Source organism: Xanthomonas sp. NCPPB 2250 (genome assembly GCF_056725265.1).
On record NZ_CM161520.1, the window covers coordinates 3,764,583 to 3,780,527 of the forward strand.

The 15,945-nt window shown below is 68.6% G+C and carries 16 protein-coding genes; 12 read left to right on the plus strand and 4 right to left on the minus strand.

The window, feature by feature from the left end; translation table 11 throughout:
- Window positions 1-74: 74 nt before the first annotated feature.
- The 7 genes from AC1PMG_RS15040 to AC1PMG_RS15070 all read left to right on the plus strand — a co-directional run bounded on the left by AC1PMG_RS15040 (window position 75) and on the right by AC1PMG_RS15070 (window position 4,962).
- A complete protein-coding gene (locus AC1PMG_RS15040; protein ID WP_017908237.1) occupies window positions 75-545 on the plus strand; it encodes an FKBP-type peptidyl-prolyl cis-trans isomerase in 471 nt (156 codons plus the stop codon).
- Window positions 546-666: 121 nt separating this feature from the next.
- Window positions 667-2,025 (plus strand): Hsp70 family protein, encoded by a 1,359-nt coding sequence (locus AC1PMG_RS15045; RefSeq protein WP_481109420.1) that lies wholly within the window; start codon window positions 667-669, stop codon window positions 2,023-2,025.
- A gap of 312 nt (window positions 2,026-2,337) precedes the next feature.
- The gene (locus AC1PMG_RS15050) at window positions 2,338-2,664 is read left to right on the plus strand and encodes a YkgJ family cysteine cluster protein (RefSeq protein ID WP_017908235.1); all 327 of its coding nucleotides are present in this window, start codon (window positions 2,338-2,340) and stop codon (window positions 2,662-2,664) included.
- Window positions 2,665-2,680: 16 nt separating this feature from the next.
- Window positions 2,681-2,881 carry a hypothetical protein gene (locus tag AC1PMG_RS15055; protein WP_017908234.1) on the plus strand — a complete coding sequence of 67 codons (201 nt, stop codon included), beginning with the start codon at window positions 2,681-2,683 and terminating at the stop codon, window positions 2,879-2,881.
- Window positions 2,882-3,124: 243 nt separating this feature from the next.
- On the plus strand, window positions 3,125-3,919 hold the full coding sequence (locus AC1PMG_RS15060) for an EAL domain-containing protein (RefSeq protein ID WP_481109421.1): 795 nt from the start codon (window positions 3,125-3,127) through the stop codon (window positions 3,917-3,919).
- 91 nt (window positions 3,920-4,010) lie between these two features.
- A complete protein-coding gene (locus AC1PMG_RS15065) occupies window positions 4,011-4,589 on the plus strand; it encodes a mechanosensitive ion channel domain-containing protein (protein ID WP_481109422.1) in 579 nt (192 codons plus the stop codon).
- 109 nt (window positions 4,590-4,698) lie between these two features.
- Complete coding sequence (locus AC1PMG_RS15070; protein ID WP_481109423.1) at window positions 4,699-4,962, plus strand: DUF2789 domain-containing protein; 264 nt, start codon at window positions 4,699-4,701, stop codon at window positions 4,960-4,962.
- A gap of 3 nt (window positions 4,963-4,965) precedes the next feature.
- Here AC1PMG_RS15070 and AC1PMG_RS15075 read toward each other — a convergent pair whose 3' ends face one another.
- Both AC1PMG_RS15075 and AC1PMG_RS15080 read right to left on the minus strand, forming a co-directional pair.
- Window positions 4,966-5,232, minus strand: a complete 267-nt coding sequence (locus AC1PMG_RS15075) for a DksA/TraR family C4-type zinc finger protein (RefSeq protein WP_481109424.1) — start codon at window positions 5,230-5,232, stop codon at window positions 4,966-4,968.
- Window positions 5,233-5,342: 110 nt separating this feature from the next.
- Window positions 5,343-5,876: a DUF2058 domain-containing protein gene (locus AC1PMG_RS15080; protein ID WP_481109425.1), complete on the minus strand. Its 534-nt coding sequence runs from the start codon at window positions 5,874-5,876 to the stop codon at window positions 5,343-5,345.
- Between the two features lie 116 nt (window positions 5,877-5,992).
- Between AC1PMG_RS15080 and AC1PMG_RS15085 the strand changes: the two genes are divergently transcribed.
- Entirely contained in the window at window positions 5,993-6,499 is a 507-nt protein-coding gene (locus AC1PMG_RS15085) for a M48 family metallopeptidase (protein ID WP_267105319.1), read from the plus strand.
- 70 nt (window positions 6,500-6,569) lie between these two features.
- Window positions 6,570-7,280 (plus strand): rRNA pseudouridine synthase, encoded by a 711-nt coding sequence (locus tag AC1PMG_RS15090; RefSeq protein WP_481109426.1) that lies wholly within the window; start codon window positions 6,570-6,572, stop codon window positions 7,278-7,280.
- Window positions 7,281-7,371: 91 nt separating this feature from the next.
- Here AC1PMG_RS15090 and AC1PMG_RS15095 read toward each other — a convergent pair whose 3' ends face one another.
- Window positions 7,372-8,178 (minus strand): SGNH/GDSL hydrolase family protein, encoded by an 807-nt coding sequence (locus AC1PMG_RS15095; RefSeq protein WP_481109427.1) that lies wholly within the window; start codon window positions 8,176-8,178, stop codon window positions 7,372-7,374.
- Window positions 8,179-8,684: 506 nt separating this feature from the next.
- Between AC1PMG_RS15095 and AC1PMG_RS15100 the strand changes: the two genes are divergently transcribed.
- Window positions 8,685-10,286 (plus strand): outer membrane protein assembly factor BamB family protein, encoded by a 1,602-nt coding sequence (locus tag AC1PMG_RS15100; RefSeq protein WP_481111682.1) that lies wholly within the window; start codon window positions 8,685-8,687, stop codon window positions 10,284-10,286.
- Between the two features lie 243 nt (window positions 10,287-10,529).
- On the opposite strand, the gene AC1PMG_RS15105 is transcribed toward AC1PMG_RS15100, so the two are convergent.
- Window positions 10,530-13,442 carry a TonB-dependent receptor domain-containing protein gene (locus AC1PMG_RS15105; RefSeq protein ID WP_481109428.1) on the minus strand — a complete coding sequence of 971 codons (2,913 nt, stop codon included), beginning with the start codon at window positions 13,440-13,442 and terminating at the stop codon, window positions 10,530-10,532.
- 721 nt (window positions 13,443-14,163) lie between these two features.
- Here AC1PMG_RS15105 and AC1PMG_RS15110 point away from each other — a divergent pair.
- Both AC1PMG_RS15110 and AC1PMG_RS15115 read left to right on the plus strand, forming a co-directional pair.
- Window positions 14,164-15,564, plus strand: a complete 1,401-nt coding sequence (locus AC1PMG_RS15110) for a trypsin-like serine peptidase (RefSeq protein WP_267096862.1) — start codon at window positions 14,164-14,166, stop codon at window positions 15,562-15,564.
- Between the two features lie 55 nt (window positions 15,565-15,619).
- Complete coding sequence (locus tag AC1PMG_RS15115; protein WP_481109429.1) at window positions 15,620-15,865, plus strand: hypothetical protein; 246 nt, start codon at window positions 15,620-15,622, stop codon at window positions 15,863-15,865.
- The last annotated feature ends 80 nt before the right edge of the window (window positions 15,866-15,945 follow it).

Sequence of the window (15,945 nt, forward strand, 5' to 3'; positions counted from 1 at the left end):
GCCGGGTAGCACCCCCTCTCATCGCGCTGTGACTGTGCCGGCGTATCCCCCTTACTCACTGAACGAGGTTTCCCATGGAGATCGCCAACGGGCTTGTCGCCACCATCCACTACACCCTCACCGACGACGCCGGTGAAGTGATCGACCAGTCCTCGCCGGACAATCCGCTGAGCTACCTGCACGGCGCCGGCAACATCGTGCCGGGCCTGGAAAAGGCGCTGACCGGCAAGCGCACCGGCGAGTCGGTCACCGCCGACGTGATCCCGGCCGAGGGCTACGGCCCGCGCCACGAGCAATTGGTGCAGCAGGTGCCGCGCGGTTCGTTCCCGGATGCCGGGTCGCTGGCGCCGGGCATGCAGTTCCAGGCGCAGACCGACCAGGGCCCGCTGCTGGTCACGGTCACCGAGGTCGGCGAAGAGCTGGTGACCATCGACGGCAACCACCCGCTGGCCGGGCAGGTGCTGCACTTCGCCGTGGAAGTGGCCGGCGTGCGCGAGGCCACCGAGCAGGAAAAGAACCAGGGCCACGCCGGCGCTGCGCTGTAAGCGACCCGGTTTCGCGTCCCCAACGAGGCCCGCCGATGCGGGCCTCGTGCGTTTGCAGCCGCGCTTGCGTCGCGCGGCGGCTTGCCCCACAGTGCGCGGCCCCTCCCGCCCCGGCACCGTCATGCGCCTCGGTATCGACTTCGGCACCAGCAATTCCGCCGCCGCCGCGGTGATCGACGGCCGCGTGGTGCCGATCGACTTCGGCGCGCAGCAGCAGTTCCGCACTACGGTGTACTTCCCCGAGGTGATGCGCGATCCGGCCGAGTTCGACCTGACCCCGGCGCTGGAACGGCAGGTGGACGAGCTGATCGAGTCCGGCCGCCGCGACGCGCTCGCTGCCGGGCGCGAACGCAGCCTGGACGCGCTGCGCCGCGACGCGATCCGGGTAGTGCGCCGACAGTGGATGGAAACGCAGATGCGCGAGCCGCGCAGTTCCGCGGCGCTGCTGCAGAACGCGGTGTACGGCGATGACGCACTGGACGCGTATTTCGTCGAGGGCGAAGGCAATCTGGTGCAGAGCCCCAAGTCGATGCTGGGCTACAACCTGCATCCGCGCGCACGCCAGACCATCACCGGCATCGCCGCGCACATTCTCGAACACATCCGCCTGACCGCCTCGCAGCAACTGGGCATGCAGGTGCGCCGCGCCCTGCTCGGGCGCCCGGTGCAGTTCCGCAGTTCGATCGGCGAGGCCGGCAACGCACAGGCACTGGAGATCCTGCACAGCGCCGCGATCACCGCCGGCTTCGACGACGTCGCGTTCCTGGAGGAACCGGCGGCCGCGGCGATGCATTACCACGCGGTCAGCCGCGAACGCCACGCCGCGGTGGTGGTGGACATCGGCGGCGGCACCACCGACATCGCCCATGCCAGCGTCGGCGGCGACGACGCGCCGCAGGTGCACCGCGCCTGGGGCATCCCGCGCGGCGGCACCGACATCGACCTGGCGCTGAGCCTGGCCGGGTTCATGCCGCAGTTCGGCCGCGGCCTCACCCGCGTGCCCTCGCACCACTACGTCGAAGCGGCGATGGTGCAGGACACCACCCGCCAGCGCGATTTCCGCCAGCACCGCTACGACGCCGTCCCCGCACCGTACGAGGCGCGCCTGCAGGCGCTGCAGGAACCGGGTAACACCGCGCGCCTGTACCGTGCGGTGGAGCGCAGCAAGATCCGCCTCAGCGACGCCGAGCACCACGCCGAGACCCTGGACTACATCGAAGCCGGCTTGCAGGTGCAGGTGCAGGCCGAGGAACTGGTGCAGGCCGCACGCAGCTATCTGGAGGCCCTGCAGGAGCTGCTGGCGCAGGTGCGCCAGGACATCGGCGGCGACCCGGCCGCGGTGTTCCTGACCGGCGGCATGTCGCGCGCCGGCTACCTGCAGCGTCTGGTCGCCGCAGCCTTCCCGCAGGCGCGCCTGGTCCACGGCGACCCCTCCTTCGGCGTGGTGCAGGGCCTGGCGCTGGCTGCCGCGCAGGACTGACGCAGCACAGGCAGCCCACGCGTCGGCGGCCACTCCCGGCCGGCGCGCCGCCTGCGGCCAGCATTGTTCATGCAGCGGGCGCACGACTGGCGTAGCATGGCGGCACGCTTCAGCGTCACGTCGCTACGCGCGTCTCGTCCGGCCGTTCCTGTCGCCCGACTCGCTTCCTTCTCGCGCCAACTTCCGTCCTTTTGCCGGCCGGATCCTTCGGAGCGCCATGTCCCCCGCCCCTGCCACGCTCCAGATCGAGCGCCTGGCGTCGCCGCTTCAGCCACCTCCCCGGCCGACAGGTCCGGATCGGGGCGGCGACGCATGAGCGAGAGCGCGCGGGACGCGACCGACGCTGACATCGCCTGCGACCGCTGCGACGCGATCTGCTGCCGCCTGACCGTCCTGGTGATGCCGGACGACCACGTCCCCGAGCATCTCACCGAGTACACCCGCGAGGGCCTGCACGTGATGGCGCGCGACGAGGACGGCTGGTGCGTGGCGGTGGATGGCGCGCGCATGTGTTGCTCCATCTACGCGCAGCGCCCGGCGGTCTGCCGCAAGTTCGCGATGGCCGGCCCGTACTGCCGCGAGATCCGCCGTACCCACCACGAGCAACTGACCCGTGGCATTCCCCTGACGATGTACTGACTGCAGGAGTTCCAGCATGGCACGACCGACCAGCACCACCGCTTCGCCCAGCGCACGGAACACACGCGGCGCCAGCGCCGCCGACAAGGCGCAAAAAGGCCTCAGCCGCGAGCGCATCGAGGCCGACCTGGCCGCGTTCCACCAGGCCGGCGGCCGCGTCGAGGTGCTCGGCACCACCCGCGTGCTGAAGAAGGTCGACGTCGCCGACGCGGGCTAGCGCCCGCGCATCCCGCCGCCATCGCGCGTACCTGCGGCGGGAAACGGCCGGAGGTGGACGCCGGTCCACGCCGCGCGAGGACGCGGCGCCTGAGACGCGACGACGGCGCCTCCGGTTGGCGCCGACGACCACACGGCCAGGCCCAACACGGCGTCCTCGGAGCGCCGGCACCGGCGTGCAGGCACGGCGCCGTCTTCACGCCGAAAGCGCATACTGCGATCTCTTCCACGGTCTCGTTTCGGCATGCTCCTGCGCTCCCTGTCCGCCGAACTCGGCCAGCCCGCCTGCGGCAACTGTCGCGATGGCGAGCCGCTGGATTTCGCCGTGCGCATGGCGTTCCAGCCGATCGTCGATGCCGCCACCCGTTCCATCTACGCCTACGAGGCGCTGGTGCGCGGCGAGGACGGCAGCGGCGCGGCGGCGGTGCTGGCGCGGGTGCGGCCGCAGCAGATGTACCGCTTCGACCAGACCTGCCGGGTGCAGGCGATCGCCACCGCCGCGCAGCTGGGCCTGCGCACGCGGCTGTCGATCAATTTCATTCCCAATGCGGTGTACGAGCCGGCGACCTGCATCCGCCTGACCCTGAGGGCGGCCGAGCACTTCGGCGTACCCACCGGCGACCTGATCTTCGAGTTGAGCGAGTCCGAACGCATCGCCGACCTGCCCAAGGTCGTGCGCATCCTGCGCGACTACGCGCAGCGCGGCTTCCTGACCGCGATCGACGACTTCGGCGCCGGCCACTCCGGCCTCAACCTGCTCGCCGATTTCCAGCCGCACCTGATCAAGCTGGACATGGCGCTGATCCGTGGCATCGACGTCAGCGCCGCGCGCCGCCACATCGTCGGCGGCATCGTCGCGATGGCCGCGCCACTGGGCTGCCGCATCCTCGCCGAGGGCGTGGAGACGCCTGCCGAGTACCGCGCACTGCGCGCGCTGGGCATCGACCTCTACCAGGGCTATCTGTTCGCCAAGCCGGCACTGGAAGCCTTGCCGGACGTCACCGAGGCGCAGTGGGAGGCGCTGGAACGCGCCGACTGAGCCGCCCACTGCCGCAGCGCACGCCAGCACGACTTGCCCGCAGCGGCCACGCTTGCGACCATCGCGCTTCCCCTGCGTGTTCCGAAGTGCAATGCCCTCGCTCCATACCCTGCTGCCGTCGTGGACGCACCGCTGGCTCGACGTGATCGTGCCCGGCGCGCAGATCGTGCTGATCGTGCTCGGCGCCTGGTTGCTGCGGACCTTGCTGCGACGGTTGATCCGGCGCCTGGGCGAGCACTACGCGCTGCCGCCGGAACTGGTGATGATGGCGCGCCGCGGCAGCGGCTTCGTGATCTACGCCGCCGCGCTGCTGCTGATCCTGGACCGCTTCGGCGTCTCCGGCACCGTACTGTGGACCGCCTTCACCGGCTTCGCCGCGGTCGCGGCGGTGGCGTTCTTCGCCGCCTGGAGCGTGCTGTCCAACATCTTCTGCACGTTGTTGATCTTCACCACGCGCCCGTTCCGCCTGCACGACCACATCGAGTTGCTGGAGAACGGCGAGAAGCCGGGACTGAAGGGCCAGGTGATCGACATCAACCTGATCTACACCACGCTGCGCGAGGAACGCGACGGCGACGGCGAGAGCGTGCTGCAGATCCCCAACAGCCTGTTCTTCCAGCGCAGCACGCGCCGCTGGCGCAGCCATCCGGTTCCATCCGGGCTGGGCTGAGCGCCGCAACGACGGCAACGCCGACGCTGACGCCATGCACATGGCGCAGCCGCTATGGTCGACGCCAGCCGCCCGGTGCGGCGCTCCTCCCTACCCGATCAGGTACTGCATGGAACCCGTCATCCCCCCGTTCGCCGACCTTTTCGCCCAGCTCGGGCTGCCCAACAGCGAAGCCGAGATTCGCCAGTTCATCGCCCGGCACGCGCCGCTGCCCGATGACATGCGCCTGGAAGAAGCCCCGTTCTGGACGCCCGCGCAGGCGCAACTGCTGCGCGAGGAACGCCTGGAAGACGCCGACTGGGCGATCGTGGTCGATCAGCTCAACATCGCACTGCACGCAAAGCCTGCGCTGGAGACCGATCGCGCCGGCTGAGCCTCAGCGCAGCTGGCTGTCCTTGCTGCCGCGGCGGTTGTAGCCGCTGTGCTCGTGCTGCGCGCGGTCCTGCGCGTCCTGGCAGGCCACGCACAGGCACACGCCCGGCACGGCCTTGCGCCGCGCCTCGGGAATCGGCGCATCGCAATCCTCGCAGTGGCTCGATCCCGGGCCCTGCGGCAGTTGGCTGCGCGCCCGCCTGATCGCATCTTCGACAGTCGCATCGATCTGGTCCTGCACCGCGCCGTCGCCTGCCCACCCAGTGGCCATGGTCGTCTCCGCACTGTTGCCTTGCCTGGATGATGCGGCCGGCACCGGTGAATGCAATGCACGTCGGCTTCACCTTGCCGAGACGTTCATGCGCCGCCCGGCGCCCCGCCTCACCAGATCAGGTCGTCCGGCACCTGGAACTGGCTGTAGTACGGATCGTCCTCGCCGCTGGCCGGCGTTGCCGCCAGCGCGTCGAACACGATGATCGCCGGGTCGCGCGCGACGATCTTTTCGACGACCGCACGCGGCACCGGCACATAGCCGGCGTCCAGCCGGGCGATCACCACGCTGCCGGCGATCAGGTGCGCGCGCAAGGCCGCATCCACCCGCAGCCGCTGGATCTTGCCGGCATCGGTGAAGTGGTAGTCGATCTCGCCGTCGGCCTTGAGCTTGTGGGTCTCGACCAGTTGCCGCGCCTGCGCCCGCTGCTCCTGCACGCGGGCCTGCGCATTGCGCTCGGCGGACAGCGCACGATCGCGCTCCACCCGCTCCTGCCGCAACCGCTCGCTCTCCAGCTGCTCGGCACTGGGCGGCGGCGGGGTCTTGCCCTGCCGCGCCTTGGCCTGCTCGCGCGCGACCTGCGCCACCTGGCTCTTCTTCACCAGGCCGGCCTTGAGCAGTTGCTCCTGCAGGGGATTGCGCATCGGAAGCGTCCACGGACTCGAAATCGGGAGGCCCATGATACCCGCAGCACCGCTGCCCGCCCGCGAAGCCGCCCACGGCGGATGCCCCGCCGCGCGCGGCACGCTAAGGTGGCGGGATGGACACCTTGCGCTATCTCGTCGGCTACCCGCCCCAGGTCCTGGACCAGGTGCGCGAGCTGATCGCGCGCCAGCGGCTGGGCGACTGGCTGCGCCGCCGCTACCCCGAGGCCAACGCGGTGCGCACCGACCGTCAGCTGTACGACTACACGCAGGCGCTGAAGGATCGCTGCATGCGCAGCGCCGAACCGCTGCACAAGGTGATCTACGACAACCGCCTGCAGGCGGTGAAGCACGCGCTCGGCACTCACACCACGGTGTCGCGGGTGCAGGGCGGCAAGCTCAAGGCCAGCCGCGAGATCCGCATCGCCGGCGTGTTCCGCGATGCGCCGGCGGCGTTCCTGCCGATGATCGTCGCCCACGAACTGGCGCACCTGAAGGAAAGCGCGCACAACAAGGCCTTCTACCAGCTGTGTGCGCACATGACGCCGGACTACCACCAGTTGGAGTTCGATCTGCGTCTGTACCTGACCCAGTTGGAGCTAGCCGGCGGCAGCGACCGCTGAGCGGCGCCGCGCGTGGCAGCGCAGCGGCGGCAGCACGTACACTGCGCTGCCCTGATCGCCGAGCGTTTCGATGTCCGCCCCCACCCGCCTCGACAAATACGTGGCCGCCATGCTGCCGTGCTCGCGCAGCGAAGCGCAGCAATACATCGAGGGCGGCTGGGTCAGCGTGGACGGCGTGGTGGTCGAGGAGCCGCAGACGCCGATCACCACCCAGCAGGTGACGCTGGCCGCCGACGCGCAACTGGGCGCGATCGAACCGGCCACGCTGCTGCTGCACAAGCCGGCCGGCCTGGAGTTCGACGCGGCGCTGGCGCTGGTCAGGCCGGACACGCGCAGCGCCCTGGACACGAGCGAGGTGCGCGTCCTGAAGCGCCACTTCCTACGTCTGAACGCACCGTTGCCATTGGAGTCGGCGGCCAGCGGCCTGCTGGTGCTCAGTCAGGACGGCCGCGTGCTGCGCCGCCTGACCGAGGACGCGAGCGCGATCGAACAGGAATTCGTGGTCGAAGTCCGTGGCGAACTGCGGCCCTACGGCATGCTGCGGCTGGCGCATGGCCTGGTCTACCAGCAGCGCAGCCTGCCGCCGTGCAAGGTCAGCTGGCAGAACGAGGACCGCCTGCGCTTTGCGATCAAGCACGTGCAGCCGGGCCAGTTGCAGGCCATGTGCGCCGAGGTGGGACTGGAGGCGATCAGCCTGCGTCGCCTGCGCATCGGTCGGATTCCACTGGGCAAGCTGGCGCCGGGCGAGTGGCGTTATTTGCCGGGCGGCGAGCGGTTCTGAGCGGTTGCGCCGCTCGACGACCAGCTTTACCGGCGACCTACCCTCACCCCAACCCCTCTCCCGGGGGGAGAGGGGCTAGCGCGCGCAGTGCTCAGGGCTTTGCCAGCGCGCGCTGGATCGCCTGCTCGGCCAGTGGCGCCATCACCGCATAGCCGGCGTTGTTGGGGTGCACGCCATCGATGGCCACGGTCTTGTCCATGCCGCCGTCGCGGTTGCTCAGCTTGCTGTAGTAGTCCAGGTACACCGCGTCGTGCTGCTGTGCGTACTGCTGCATCCAGGCATTGAGCGCACGCACCTTCTGCGCCGGCTGCAGGCCCGGCCGCCACGGATAGTCGGTCACCGGCAGCACCGAGGCCAGCACCACCTTGATGTGGTGGGCCTGCGCCAGTTCGGTCATCGCGCTGAGGTTGTCCTCGATCATCTCCAGGGTGGACAGGCCGGTGTTGCCGGCCAGATCGTTGGTGCCGGCCAGGATCACCACCACCGCCGGCTTCAGGTCGATCACGTCCTGGCGGAAGCGCACCAGCATCTGCGCGGTGGTCTGCCCGGAAATGCCGCGGTTGACGTAGGCGGACTTGCCGGGGAAGAACGTGGTGCCTTCGCGACGGCCCCAGGCATCGGTGATGGAATCGCCGTAGAACACCACGCGCGGCGCGTCCGCGGCCGGCGCCGGCAGCGCGGCGTTGTCGGCGCGATAGCGCTGCAGTTGCGCCCAATCGAGCAGGCGCTGCTGCATCGCCTTCACTTCGTCGGGCTTGAGGGTGTCCGGCGCCCGCGTGTACAGCGCATCGACCTTGCCCTCCAGCGCCGCGGCGGACGCGGGCGTCGCCGCCTGCGCGGCGCCGGCAGCGGTGGCGCACAGCGCGATGGCGAGGGACAACAGCGAGGGGCATTTCATCGAGGCATTCCTTGTGCGGACAACGGTGATCGCACAGTGTAACCAACCGCTCGCACCGCCCATGCGGCGTCGCCGCAGCGCACTGCGGGCACGTCGGACTGCACCGCAATTCAGCCCGCGCTCACGCGGCGGATCCAGCACACGGGATCGATGGCGCATATCGCCACGCGCCACGCGGACGCAATCTGCCGCGCCGTGTCGATGCGCGGCAACACGCGGCCGCGACGGCCATCGCAGCCCGCGACGACATGCGTCACGCGCGTGCCGGCACGATGACAGCGCGATGCCGCCGCCATCGTTTTTCGCTATCGCAGCAACCTTTTTCAAAGGCCCTAACTTTTTCGTAAGTACATGACACGCAAGGATTTTCACTTCTAGGATGGCCGCGGACGTGACGGGGGGATCCTCACTCCCAAGCCCGAAGGACATCCATGAAAACGCGTGATGCACACCAGAACCACTCCCGCCTGCGGCTGGCGTTGATTCCCGGCTTGATGTTCAGCGCAATGGCGATGGCGCAGTCCGCAGGCACCGCAGCGGCGACGACCGACACCAGCGCCGCCAGCGCACAATGGCGCAGCACGTTCTCCGGCGGCACGCCGTTCGCCACGCACAGCCTCTGGGACAGCGCCGGCGGCGGCTTCCTCAACACCCGCTTCGCGCCCGGCGAATGGCAGATCACCCCGTTCAACGCCGCGCGCCTGAAGACCGCGTGGACCTTCACCACGCAAGGCGACGTCTCGGCCACGCCGACCGTGCAAGGCACGGCGCTGTACGTGCCGGACTGGGGCGGCCAGCTGTATCGCATCGACACCGACCTGGGCAAGGCGGTGTGGCAGGTGAAGCTGGCCGACTACACCGGCATCGCCGGTTCGCTGTCGCGCAACAGCCCGGCGATCGCGCGCGACAGCGTGCTGGTCGGCGACCAGGCCAGCGGCACGGTGCTGGCGATCGACAAGGCCACCGGCAAGCTGCTGTGGAAGACCCTGGTCGAGTCCAACCCGCAGGCGCGCATCACCGCCTCGCCGGTGATCTACGGCGACCGCGTCTACGTCGGCGTGTCCTCCGGCGACTGGGGCGGACTGAGCGCCGGCTACAAGTATTCCTTCCGCGGCAGCGTCGCCGCGCTGGACCTGAAGACCGGCAAGCTGCTGTGGAGCTTCCGCACCGCGCCGGAGGGCTACACCGGTGCCTCGGTGTGGGGCACGCTGGCGATCGATCCGCTGCGCCAGCGCGTCTACGCCACCACCGGCAACAACTACTCGGTGCCGACCGAGGTGGCCACCTGCGTCAAGAACGCCAACGGCGACAAGACCGCGCAACTGGCGTGCATGGCGCCGGACAACTACGTCGACTCGGTGCTGGCGCTGGACATGCGCAGCGGCAAGCCGGTGTGGACGCGCCGCCTGCAGGGCGCCGACGCCTGGTCGCTGTCGTGCCTGGTCGCGCCGACCAATGGCCTGTGCCAGGACCCGCAGGGACCCGACTACGACTTCAGCGGCGGCGGCGCCAACCTGTTCACGGCGATCCGCAACGGCAAGCCGCAGGCGCTGGTCGGTGCCGGCCAGAAGAGCGGCGTGTACTGGGCGTTCGACGCCGACAGCGGGCAGACCGTGTGGTCGACCCAGGTCGGCCCGGGCGGCACCGCCGGCGGCATCGAATGGGGCTCGTCGGTGGATCCGTTCTCCGGTCGCGTGTACGTGGCCATCAACAACAACGAGCACACGCCGTACACGCTGGCGCCGGGCAACACCGAAACCTGGAACGCCGGCTCCTGGGCCGCGCTGGATGCGGCCAGCGGCAAGATCCTCTGGCAGGTCAAGGTGCCGGGTACCGATCCGGTACAGACCGCGTTCGGCGCCGGCGGCCGCGGCCCGCTGGCATCGTCGCCGGGCCTTGTCTATGCCGGGTCGATGTCCGGCGCGATGACCGTGCTCGATGCCAAGACCGGCGCCACCCTGTGGAGCTTCGATGCCGGCGGCTCGGTGTCCAGCGCACCGGCGATCGTCGATGGTGCGGTGTATTGGGGCGCCGGCTACAGCCGCTTCAACTTCGGCACCGGCGTCAACAAGCTGTACAAGTTCGTGCCGTCGAACCGGCGCCGCTGAGCGCAGCTCAGGACCGCCTCTTCGGTTGTAATGCCTCTCCTGCGCAAGCGGGAGAGGCTGTTGCACGATGGTCGAGCGCATCGCATCGCATCGCGAAGCGCAAGGCGTCAGGTGAGACCACCTGGCGCGCATACGCTTGGACAGCGCGCGCTGCGACGAGAGATGACACGAGGCAACGCCAGGCCCATGAGAAATCCGGTGGGCTCCGCTTCCCGCGAAGCCCGCCGACGATCAGCCAACCGCTCAGTTGAACGTGTAGTCCAGGGTCAGGAACATTTCCCGGCCGTTGTACTCGCTCGCGGTCTGCCCGGTGGTGACGAACTCGAAGCCGCCGGCGTAGTACGGAATCGCACCGACCTTGTCGAAGATGTTCGACACGGTGAGCTTCGCATGCAGGTCCGGCGTGACCTGCAGGCCGACCGAGCCGTTCCAGGTGATCCAGGCCGGCGCGTGGCCCCGGTAGGTCGTATCCGGCACGGCGACCTGGTTGCCGTCCTGGGTGACCTGGCAGACGCCGGTGGAGATCGTGTTGCCGCCATTGGACACCGTGACCATGCCGGGCTGGATGCCGTTGGGCAGCACGTCGCAGCCGGCGTAGTTGGGGGCACGCATGCGGCCATTGCGCACGCCGGAGATCGACACGTTCCAGCGGCCCCTGGTCCAGTCGGCGATCCAGGTCATGCGGCTGGCCACGTTCTGGTAGCGGGTGTTCTGCAGCGGATCGGAGGCCAGCACGCGCTGCTTGTACGACAGGTTGTTGGTGTAGTTGATGCCGGCGCGGAAGTCGCCGTAGCCGTCGGTGTGGAACTTGTAGTCCAGCGTCGCATCGACGCCGGCCACGTACAGCGAGGCTTCGTTGATCGGGCCCGATTGCACCGAGACGATCTGGCCGTTGGCGTCGCGCTTCACCATCTGGGTGACCATCTGGCAGTACTCCGATCCGGCCACGTGCGCCGTGTACGGCGACAGGCCCGACGTCCCGTTCGGCTTCAGCCCGGTCAGGCAGCCGGCTTCGTCGGCAAGCACGGTGTCCTGGCCGAGGTACTGGATGGCGTTGTCCACGCCCATGTTCCAGTAGTCCGCCGACACCGACAGCCCCTGCACGCCCGGCACCTGCCAGACGAAACCGTAGGTCCACGAGTGCCCGGTCTGCGGCAGCAGCAGGCGGCTGCCGTTGGTGTAGAGCGTGTAGTACTGCGACCCGGGACGCTGCACGCTGTTGCACCAGGTGTTGTTGTTCTGCCCGGCCTTGATCGCGTTCACGCACTGCAGCGGGTCGGCGTAGAAGCCCACCGGCGAGGTCGAACCTGTCAGGTAGATCGCCTGCATGTCCGGCGCCTTGAAGTTGGTGCCGTAGCTGCCGCGCAGCAGCAGACCGTCGTACGGGCGCCACTCCAGGCCCGAGCCCCAGGTGCGGGCGATGTCGGCACGGCTGGCGTCGTTGTACTTGTCCAGGCGGCCGGACAGCGTCCAGGTCACCGACTCCAGCACCGGCACGCGGAACTCCGTGCCCAGCGAGAAACGCTGCCGAGTGCCGGCACCGGTGAGGTAGGCGCCGAACGGGTTCTGGAACGTGGACGGATCCGCCGCACGCGGGTCGGGCGACAGCTTGAAGCCGTTGTGTGCGGCTTCGAGCACCGCGGCCCAACCCACCGACCGATCGGCCCAGGGCAGCTTGAACAGGTCGCCGTTGACGCGCAGTTGCGCCTGGTCGAGCCAGGACGATGCGGTGTTGACGCCGGTCACCGCGAACTGGTCGTATTGCTGCGGGGTGATCGGGTTCCAGAACTGCTGCCAGTTGAACGCGTAGATCGGCAGACCGTCCGCGGTGCTGCCCTGCTGCTGGCCGAGGAAGAAGTTGTTGGTGGCCTGCGCGTTGTAGCCGGTGAACTCCTCGCGGACGATGTACTTCTGCGTGTTGAGGTTGAGGTCCCAGTTGAAACGGCCGTCGAACACGGTGCCGCGCAGGCCCGCCTGCAGGTTCCAGTTGAGCTCGCGATCGTAGGTGTTGGCGCTGACGCCGATTTCCTTCTGAGTCAGCTGGCGGATGACCTGGTTGACCGTCTGCCCGGTGGTCTGGTCGTAGAACGGACCGGCACTGAACACGTTGAGCTGCGTGTTGGAGATGCCCACGGTCTGGTACAGCGCAGCCGAGCCGTAGAACTGCAGACCGTTCTGGAAGTCGTACTCGCCCGACACGTAGCCGTTGTTGCTGCGACTGCCCGGGGTCAGCACCCAGTTCTGGAACAGCGCCGGCTGCGCGCAGTAGAAACCGTTGTCGGTGACGCCGGTGATCTGGGTGCCGTTGGTGGTCACCGAGTGCGACTGGGCCAGGCGCGAGTTGGTGAACTTGTCGCAGGTGCCGGCCGGCGGCGTGATGTAGTGGCCGTTGGCGTCGGTGGCCGACAGGGCGATCGCGCCGGCGGCGTCGTACTGGTAGCCGAACATGCGCGAGGCCGGCCCCCATGCGCCGTAGCCGGCGTCGGCTACCGAATCCTGGTAGGGCCGGTCCATGCCCCATAGCGCGCTGCGGTTGGAGTGCTCCAGGTTGTAGGTCACGTGCCAGTTGTTGCCGGCACGGCCGCCGACGTAATTGATGTCGCCGTAGTCGCGGCCGCCGCGCGTCGCGTCGCCCAGGGTGACCTGCAACTGGTCGCCCCGGTAGTTCTTCTTCAGGATCACGTTCACTACGCCGGCGACCGCGTCCGAGCCGTAGATCGACGACGCGCCGGAGGCGAGCACTTCGATGTGATCGATCATCCCGGTGGGGATGTTGTTGAAGTTCTGGAAGTTGCTCTGCTTGTTGAGCGGCTGCGGGTAGTCGACCACGCGATGGCCGTCGATCATCAGCAGGCTGAAACCGGGGCCGAGCCCGCGCAGGTTCACCGACCGCGCATTGACCGAACTGGAGCCCCACGAGGCGGGGTCGGACACCTGCTGGCCCACCTGCGGCAGCGAGTCGAGGAACTCCCACAGCGTGGTGTAGCCCTGCTTCTTGATCTCTTCGCCGGTGATGGTGACCACCGGCGCGGGGCCTTCGACCTCCACCCGCGGGATCATCGACCCGGTGACCGTCACTGCCTTGAGTTCGACCGGCTTGTCGGCCTTGCCGGTGCCACCTGGCGGGGGCGCACTGTCGGGCGCGGACTGCGCCATCAGAGAAGGCGCCCACAGCGCGAGCGCAACGGAACTGGCGACGAGTCCACGCCGGAAAGCGGTTCTGTTCACTGGTCTCCCCCCACAGGAGCGATCGATGTTGGAGATGTGCCGAGCCCGCCCGATTCCCCTGGCTTCGCGTGGGCCATCCGCCAGGCGGTGCATACAAGAACGAAAAGTTCATATATGCGACGCCAGCGTTATAGGCCGAATTTGAATCGATGCAAGCTGCGTCGCAGCACGCCAGATGCCGATTCAAGTGATTGAATCTACTGAAATTTGTCGGAAAGATTGCAGAAAGGTGGCAGTCGGTTAGGACGGTGCTCGGCTGGAGCGTCCGCGCCTGGCTTCATGCGGCTCGGCGGAGCGATCTGAGCCGCTGATGAGCGCGAGCGGGCGGACTGGCCGACGCCGTGTCGACGCGTCGATCGGGCCGCTCCAGATAGCGCTACCCATCCTGCCCTTCCCACTCGATCGGGCACGTATGCGCATTGCAGCGCCCATGCAACGATGTCGCTGCGGCATGGCAGCGCCGTGCGCTTCTTTCGCGCCATCACACGCAATGTGAGCAGCTGTCTACGAAACCGGCCCTCCGAGCGTGACGCCTGACACGCAATCGACCTGGCGTCGTCCGTAGCCTCGGCAGGCACCCTGAACTCGGGTGCAATGGCATCCGGTCCCCTGCCGGATGGTCTCGTCCCTCTTCGCAGAAGGAAGATCGATGAATCGCAAGCATGCGTTGTACCTGGCGTTGCTCGCCGGCATTGCCGGCATGTCCCCCGCCGCCATGGCTGCCACTCCCCCAGCAGCCGAAATGGATTCCGCCCCGGTCGAAGCCCGCCCGGATGCCGCCGCGCTCGGTGGCGCGGAACTGCGCAGCCTTCCCCCGGGCAGCGCGCACGCCCCGCGCCTGATCGAACTTGCCGCGCCCGACAGCAGCAAGGCCGCGGCGATGAAGCAGGCACGCGGGCAACAGGTCAAGCACGGCCAGCCGCTGCAGATCGGCTTTTCCCGCGACGTCGCCAAGCCCGACATCAACCTGCGTCGCCTGCGCTGGCAGACCCTGCCCAACGGCGCCCAGGTCACCAGTTTCGAAATCGCCTCGACCAACGCGCAGGCGCTGCGCGCAGCGCTGCAGCTCAGCGGCAGCGGCGCCCAGCCCGGCGATCCGCGCAAGGCGACGCTGCGCTTCGCCGGCGAGGATGGCCGCGTGTTCCAGCAGAGCGGCGCCGAGTTCGCCGGTAGCCAGCCCGGCTGGTCGGCGGTGATCGCCGGCGCGCGCATGGTGGTGGAGATCGAGCTGCCGGCGGGCCAGTATCCGCAAGGCTTCGCGTTGAAGATCCCACAGCTGTCGCACCTGGACATCAGCCCGGTCGCCAGCGAGACGATGATGCGGCCGATGATCGGCGAGAGCGACTCGTGCGAGCGCGACATTGTCTGCCGTGCCAACCCGACCTCCGGCTTCACCTCGGCGGCCAAGTCGGTGGCGCGCATGACCTTCACCAGCGGCGGCAGCACCTACCTGTGCACAGGCACCCTGCTCAATAACAGCAATTCGCCGAAGAAAGCGATGTTCTGGAGCGCGGCGCACTGCATCAGCACCCAGACCGTGGCCAATACGCTGCAGACCTACTGGTTCTACGACGCCACCACCTGCGGCGGCTCCACGGTCAATTCCAACTACACCACGCTCGGCGGCGGCGCCTACCTGCGCTATACCAACACCACCCGCGACACCACGCTGCTCGAGCTCAAGAGCGCTCCGCCGAGCGGCGCGTTCTACGCGGGCTGGAGCAGTTCGGCGATCGGCTCCACCGGCACCGCGATCGAGGGCATCCACCACCCGGCCGGCGACGTCAAGAAGTACTCGCTGGGCAAGGTCACCGCGCTGTCCAGCTCCATCGACGGCAAGTCGCCGCTGTACCGCGTGCAGTGGAGCACCGGCGTCACCGAAGGCGGCTCGTCCGGCTCCGGCCTGTTCACCGTCAACAGCAGCGGCGCCTACCAATTGCGCGGCGGCCTGTATGGCGGCACCTCGTACTGCAGCGCACCGAGCGATCCGGACTACTACTCGCGCTTCGCCGACGTGTATTCGTCGATCCAGCAGTATCTGAGCCCGTAAGCCAAGGTCCGGGAGGGCCGTACTCCCGCACCTGCGCCTAGGACAGGCCGTCCCGATGACGGCCTGTCCGTTTCGCACGCCGAAGCCGCGCAGCGGCTACACTCAGGGCATTCCCCTGACGGCAGACATTGCATTGGCCAAGCCCAACTACTCCTTCGAAAAGCGGCAGCGCGAGCTGGCCAAGAAGAAACAGCAGGAAGAAAAAGAAGCGCGCAAGCGCGAAGCGCGTGCCGCAGCGGCCAAGCCCGCCTCCGACGACGACGCTGCAACGCACGAAACGGATACCGCCAGCGACGCCTAGGCCTTCACTGGCACGGCAGGCGTCTGCCGACCACCCCAGGGCCTCGCGCTGCGGACCTGTCGCGCGACGCACCTGCATCG

Bases quoted from the DNA above. Each gene is read 5' to 3' on its own strand.
- AC1PMG_RS15040 (WP_017908237.1), top strand. From the start codon at position 75: ATGGAGATCGCCAACGGGCTTGTCGCCACCATCCACTACACCCTCACC.
- AC1PMG_RS15045 (WP_481109420.1), top strand. From the start codon at position 667: ATGCGCCTCGGTATCGACTTCGGCACCAGCAATTCCGCCGCCGCCGCG.
- AC1PMG_RS15050 (WP_017908235.1), top strand. From the start codon at position 2,338: ATGAGCGAGAGCGCGCGGGACGCGACCGACGCTGACATCGCCTGCGAC.
- AC1PMG_RS15055 (WP_017908234.1), top strand. From the start codon at position 2,681: ATGGCACGACCGACCAGCACCACCGCTTCGCCCAGCGCACGGAACACA.
- AC1PMG_RS15060 (WP_481109421.1), top strand. From the start codon at position 3,125: ATGCTCCTGCGCTCCCTGTCCGCCGAACTCGGCCAGCCCGCCTGCGGC.
- AC1PMG_RS15065 (WP_481109422.1), top strand. From the start codon at position 4,011: ATGCCCTCGCTCCATACCCTGCTGCCGTCGTGGACGCACCGCTGGCTC.
- AC1PMG_RS15070 (WP_481109423.1), top strand. From the start codon at position 4,699: ATGGAACCCGTCATCCCCCCGTTCGCCGACCTTTTCGCCCAGCTCGGG.
- AC1PMG_RS15075 (WP_481109424.1), bottom strand. From the start codon at position 5,232: ATGGCCACTGGGTGGGCAGGCGACGGCGCGGTGCAGGACCAGATCGAT.
- AC1PMG_RS15080 (WP_481109425.1), bottom strand. From the start codon at position 5,876: ATGCGCAATCCCCTGCAGGAGCAACTGCTCAAGGCCGGCCTGGTGAAG.
- AC1PMG_RS15085 (WP_267105319.1), top strand. From the start codon at position 5,993: ATGGACACCTTGCGCTATCTCGTCGGCTACCCGCCCCAGGTCCTGGAC.
- AC1PMG_RS15090 (WP_481109426.1), top strand. From the start codon at position 6,570: ATGTCCGCCCCCACCCGCCTCGACAAATACGTGGCCGCCATGCTGCCG.
- AC1PMG_RS15095 (WP_481109427.1), bottom strand. From the start codon at position 8,178: ATGAAATGCCCCTCGCTGTTGTCCCTCGCCATCGCGCTGTGCGCCACC.
- AC1PMG_RS15100 (WP_481111682.1), top strand. From the start codon at position 8,685: ATGGCGATGGCGCAGTCCGCAGGCACCGCAGCGGCGACGACCGACACC.
- AC1PMG_RS15105 (WP_481109428.1), bottom strand. From the start codon at position 13,442: ATGGCGCAGTCCGCGCCCGACAGTGCGCCCCCGCCAGGTGGCACCGGC.
- AC1PMG_RS15110 (WP_267096862.1), top strand. From the start codon at position 14,164: ATGAATCGCAAGCATGCGTTGTACCTGGCGTTGCTCGCCGGCATTGCC.
- AC1PMG_RS15115 (WP_481109429.1), top strand. From the start codon at position 15,620: ATGACGGCCTGTCCGTTTCGCACGCCGAAGCCGCGCAGCGGCTACACT.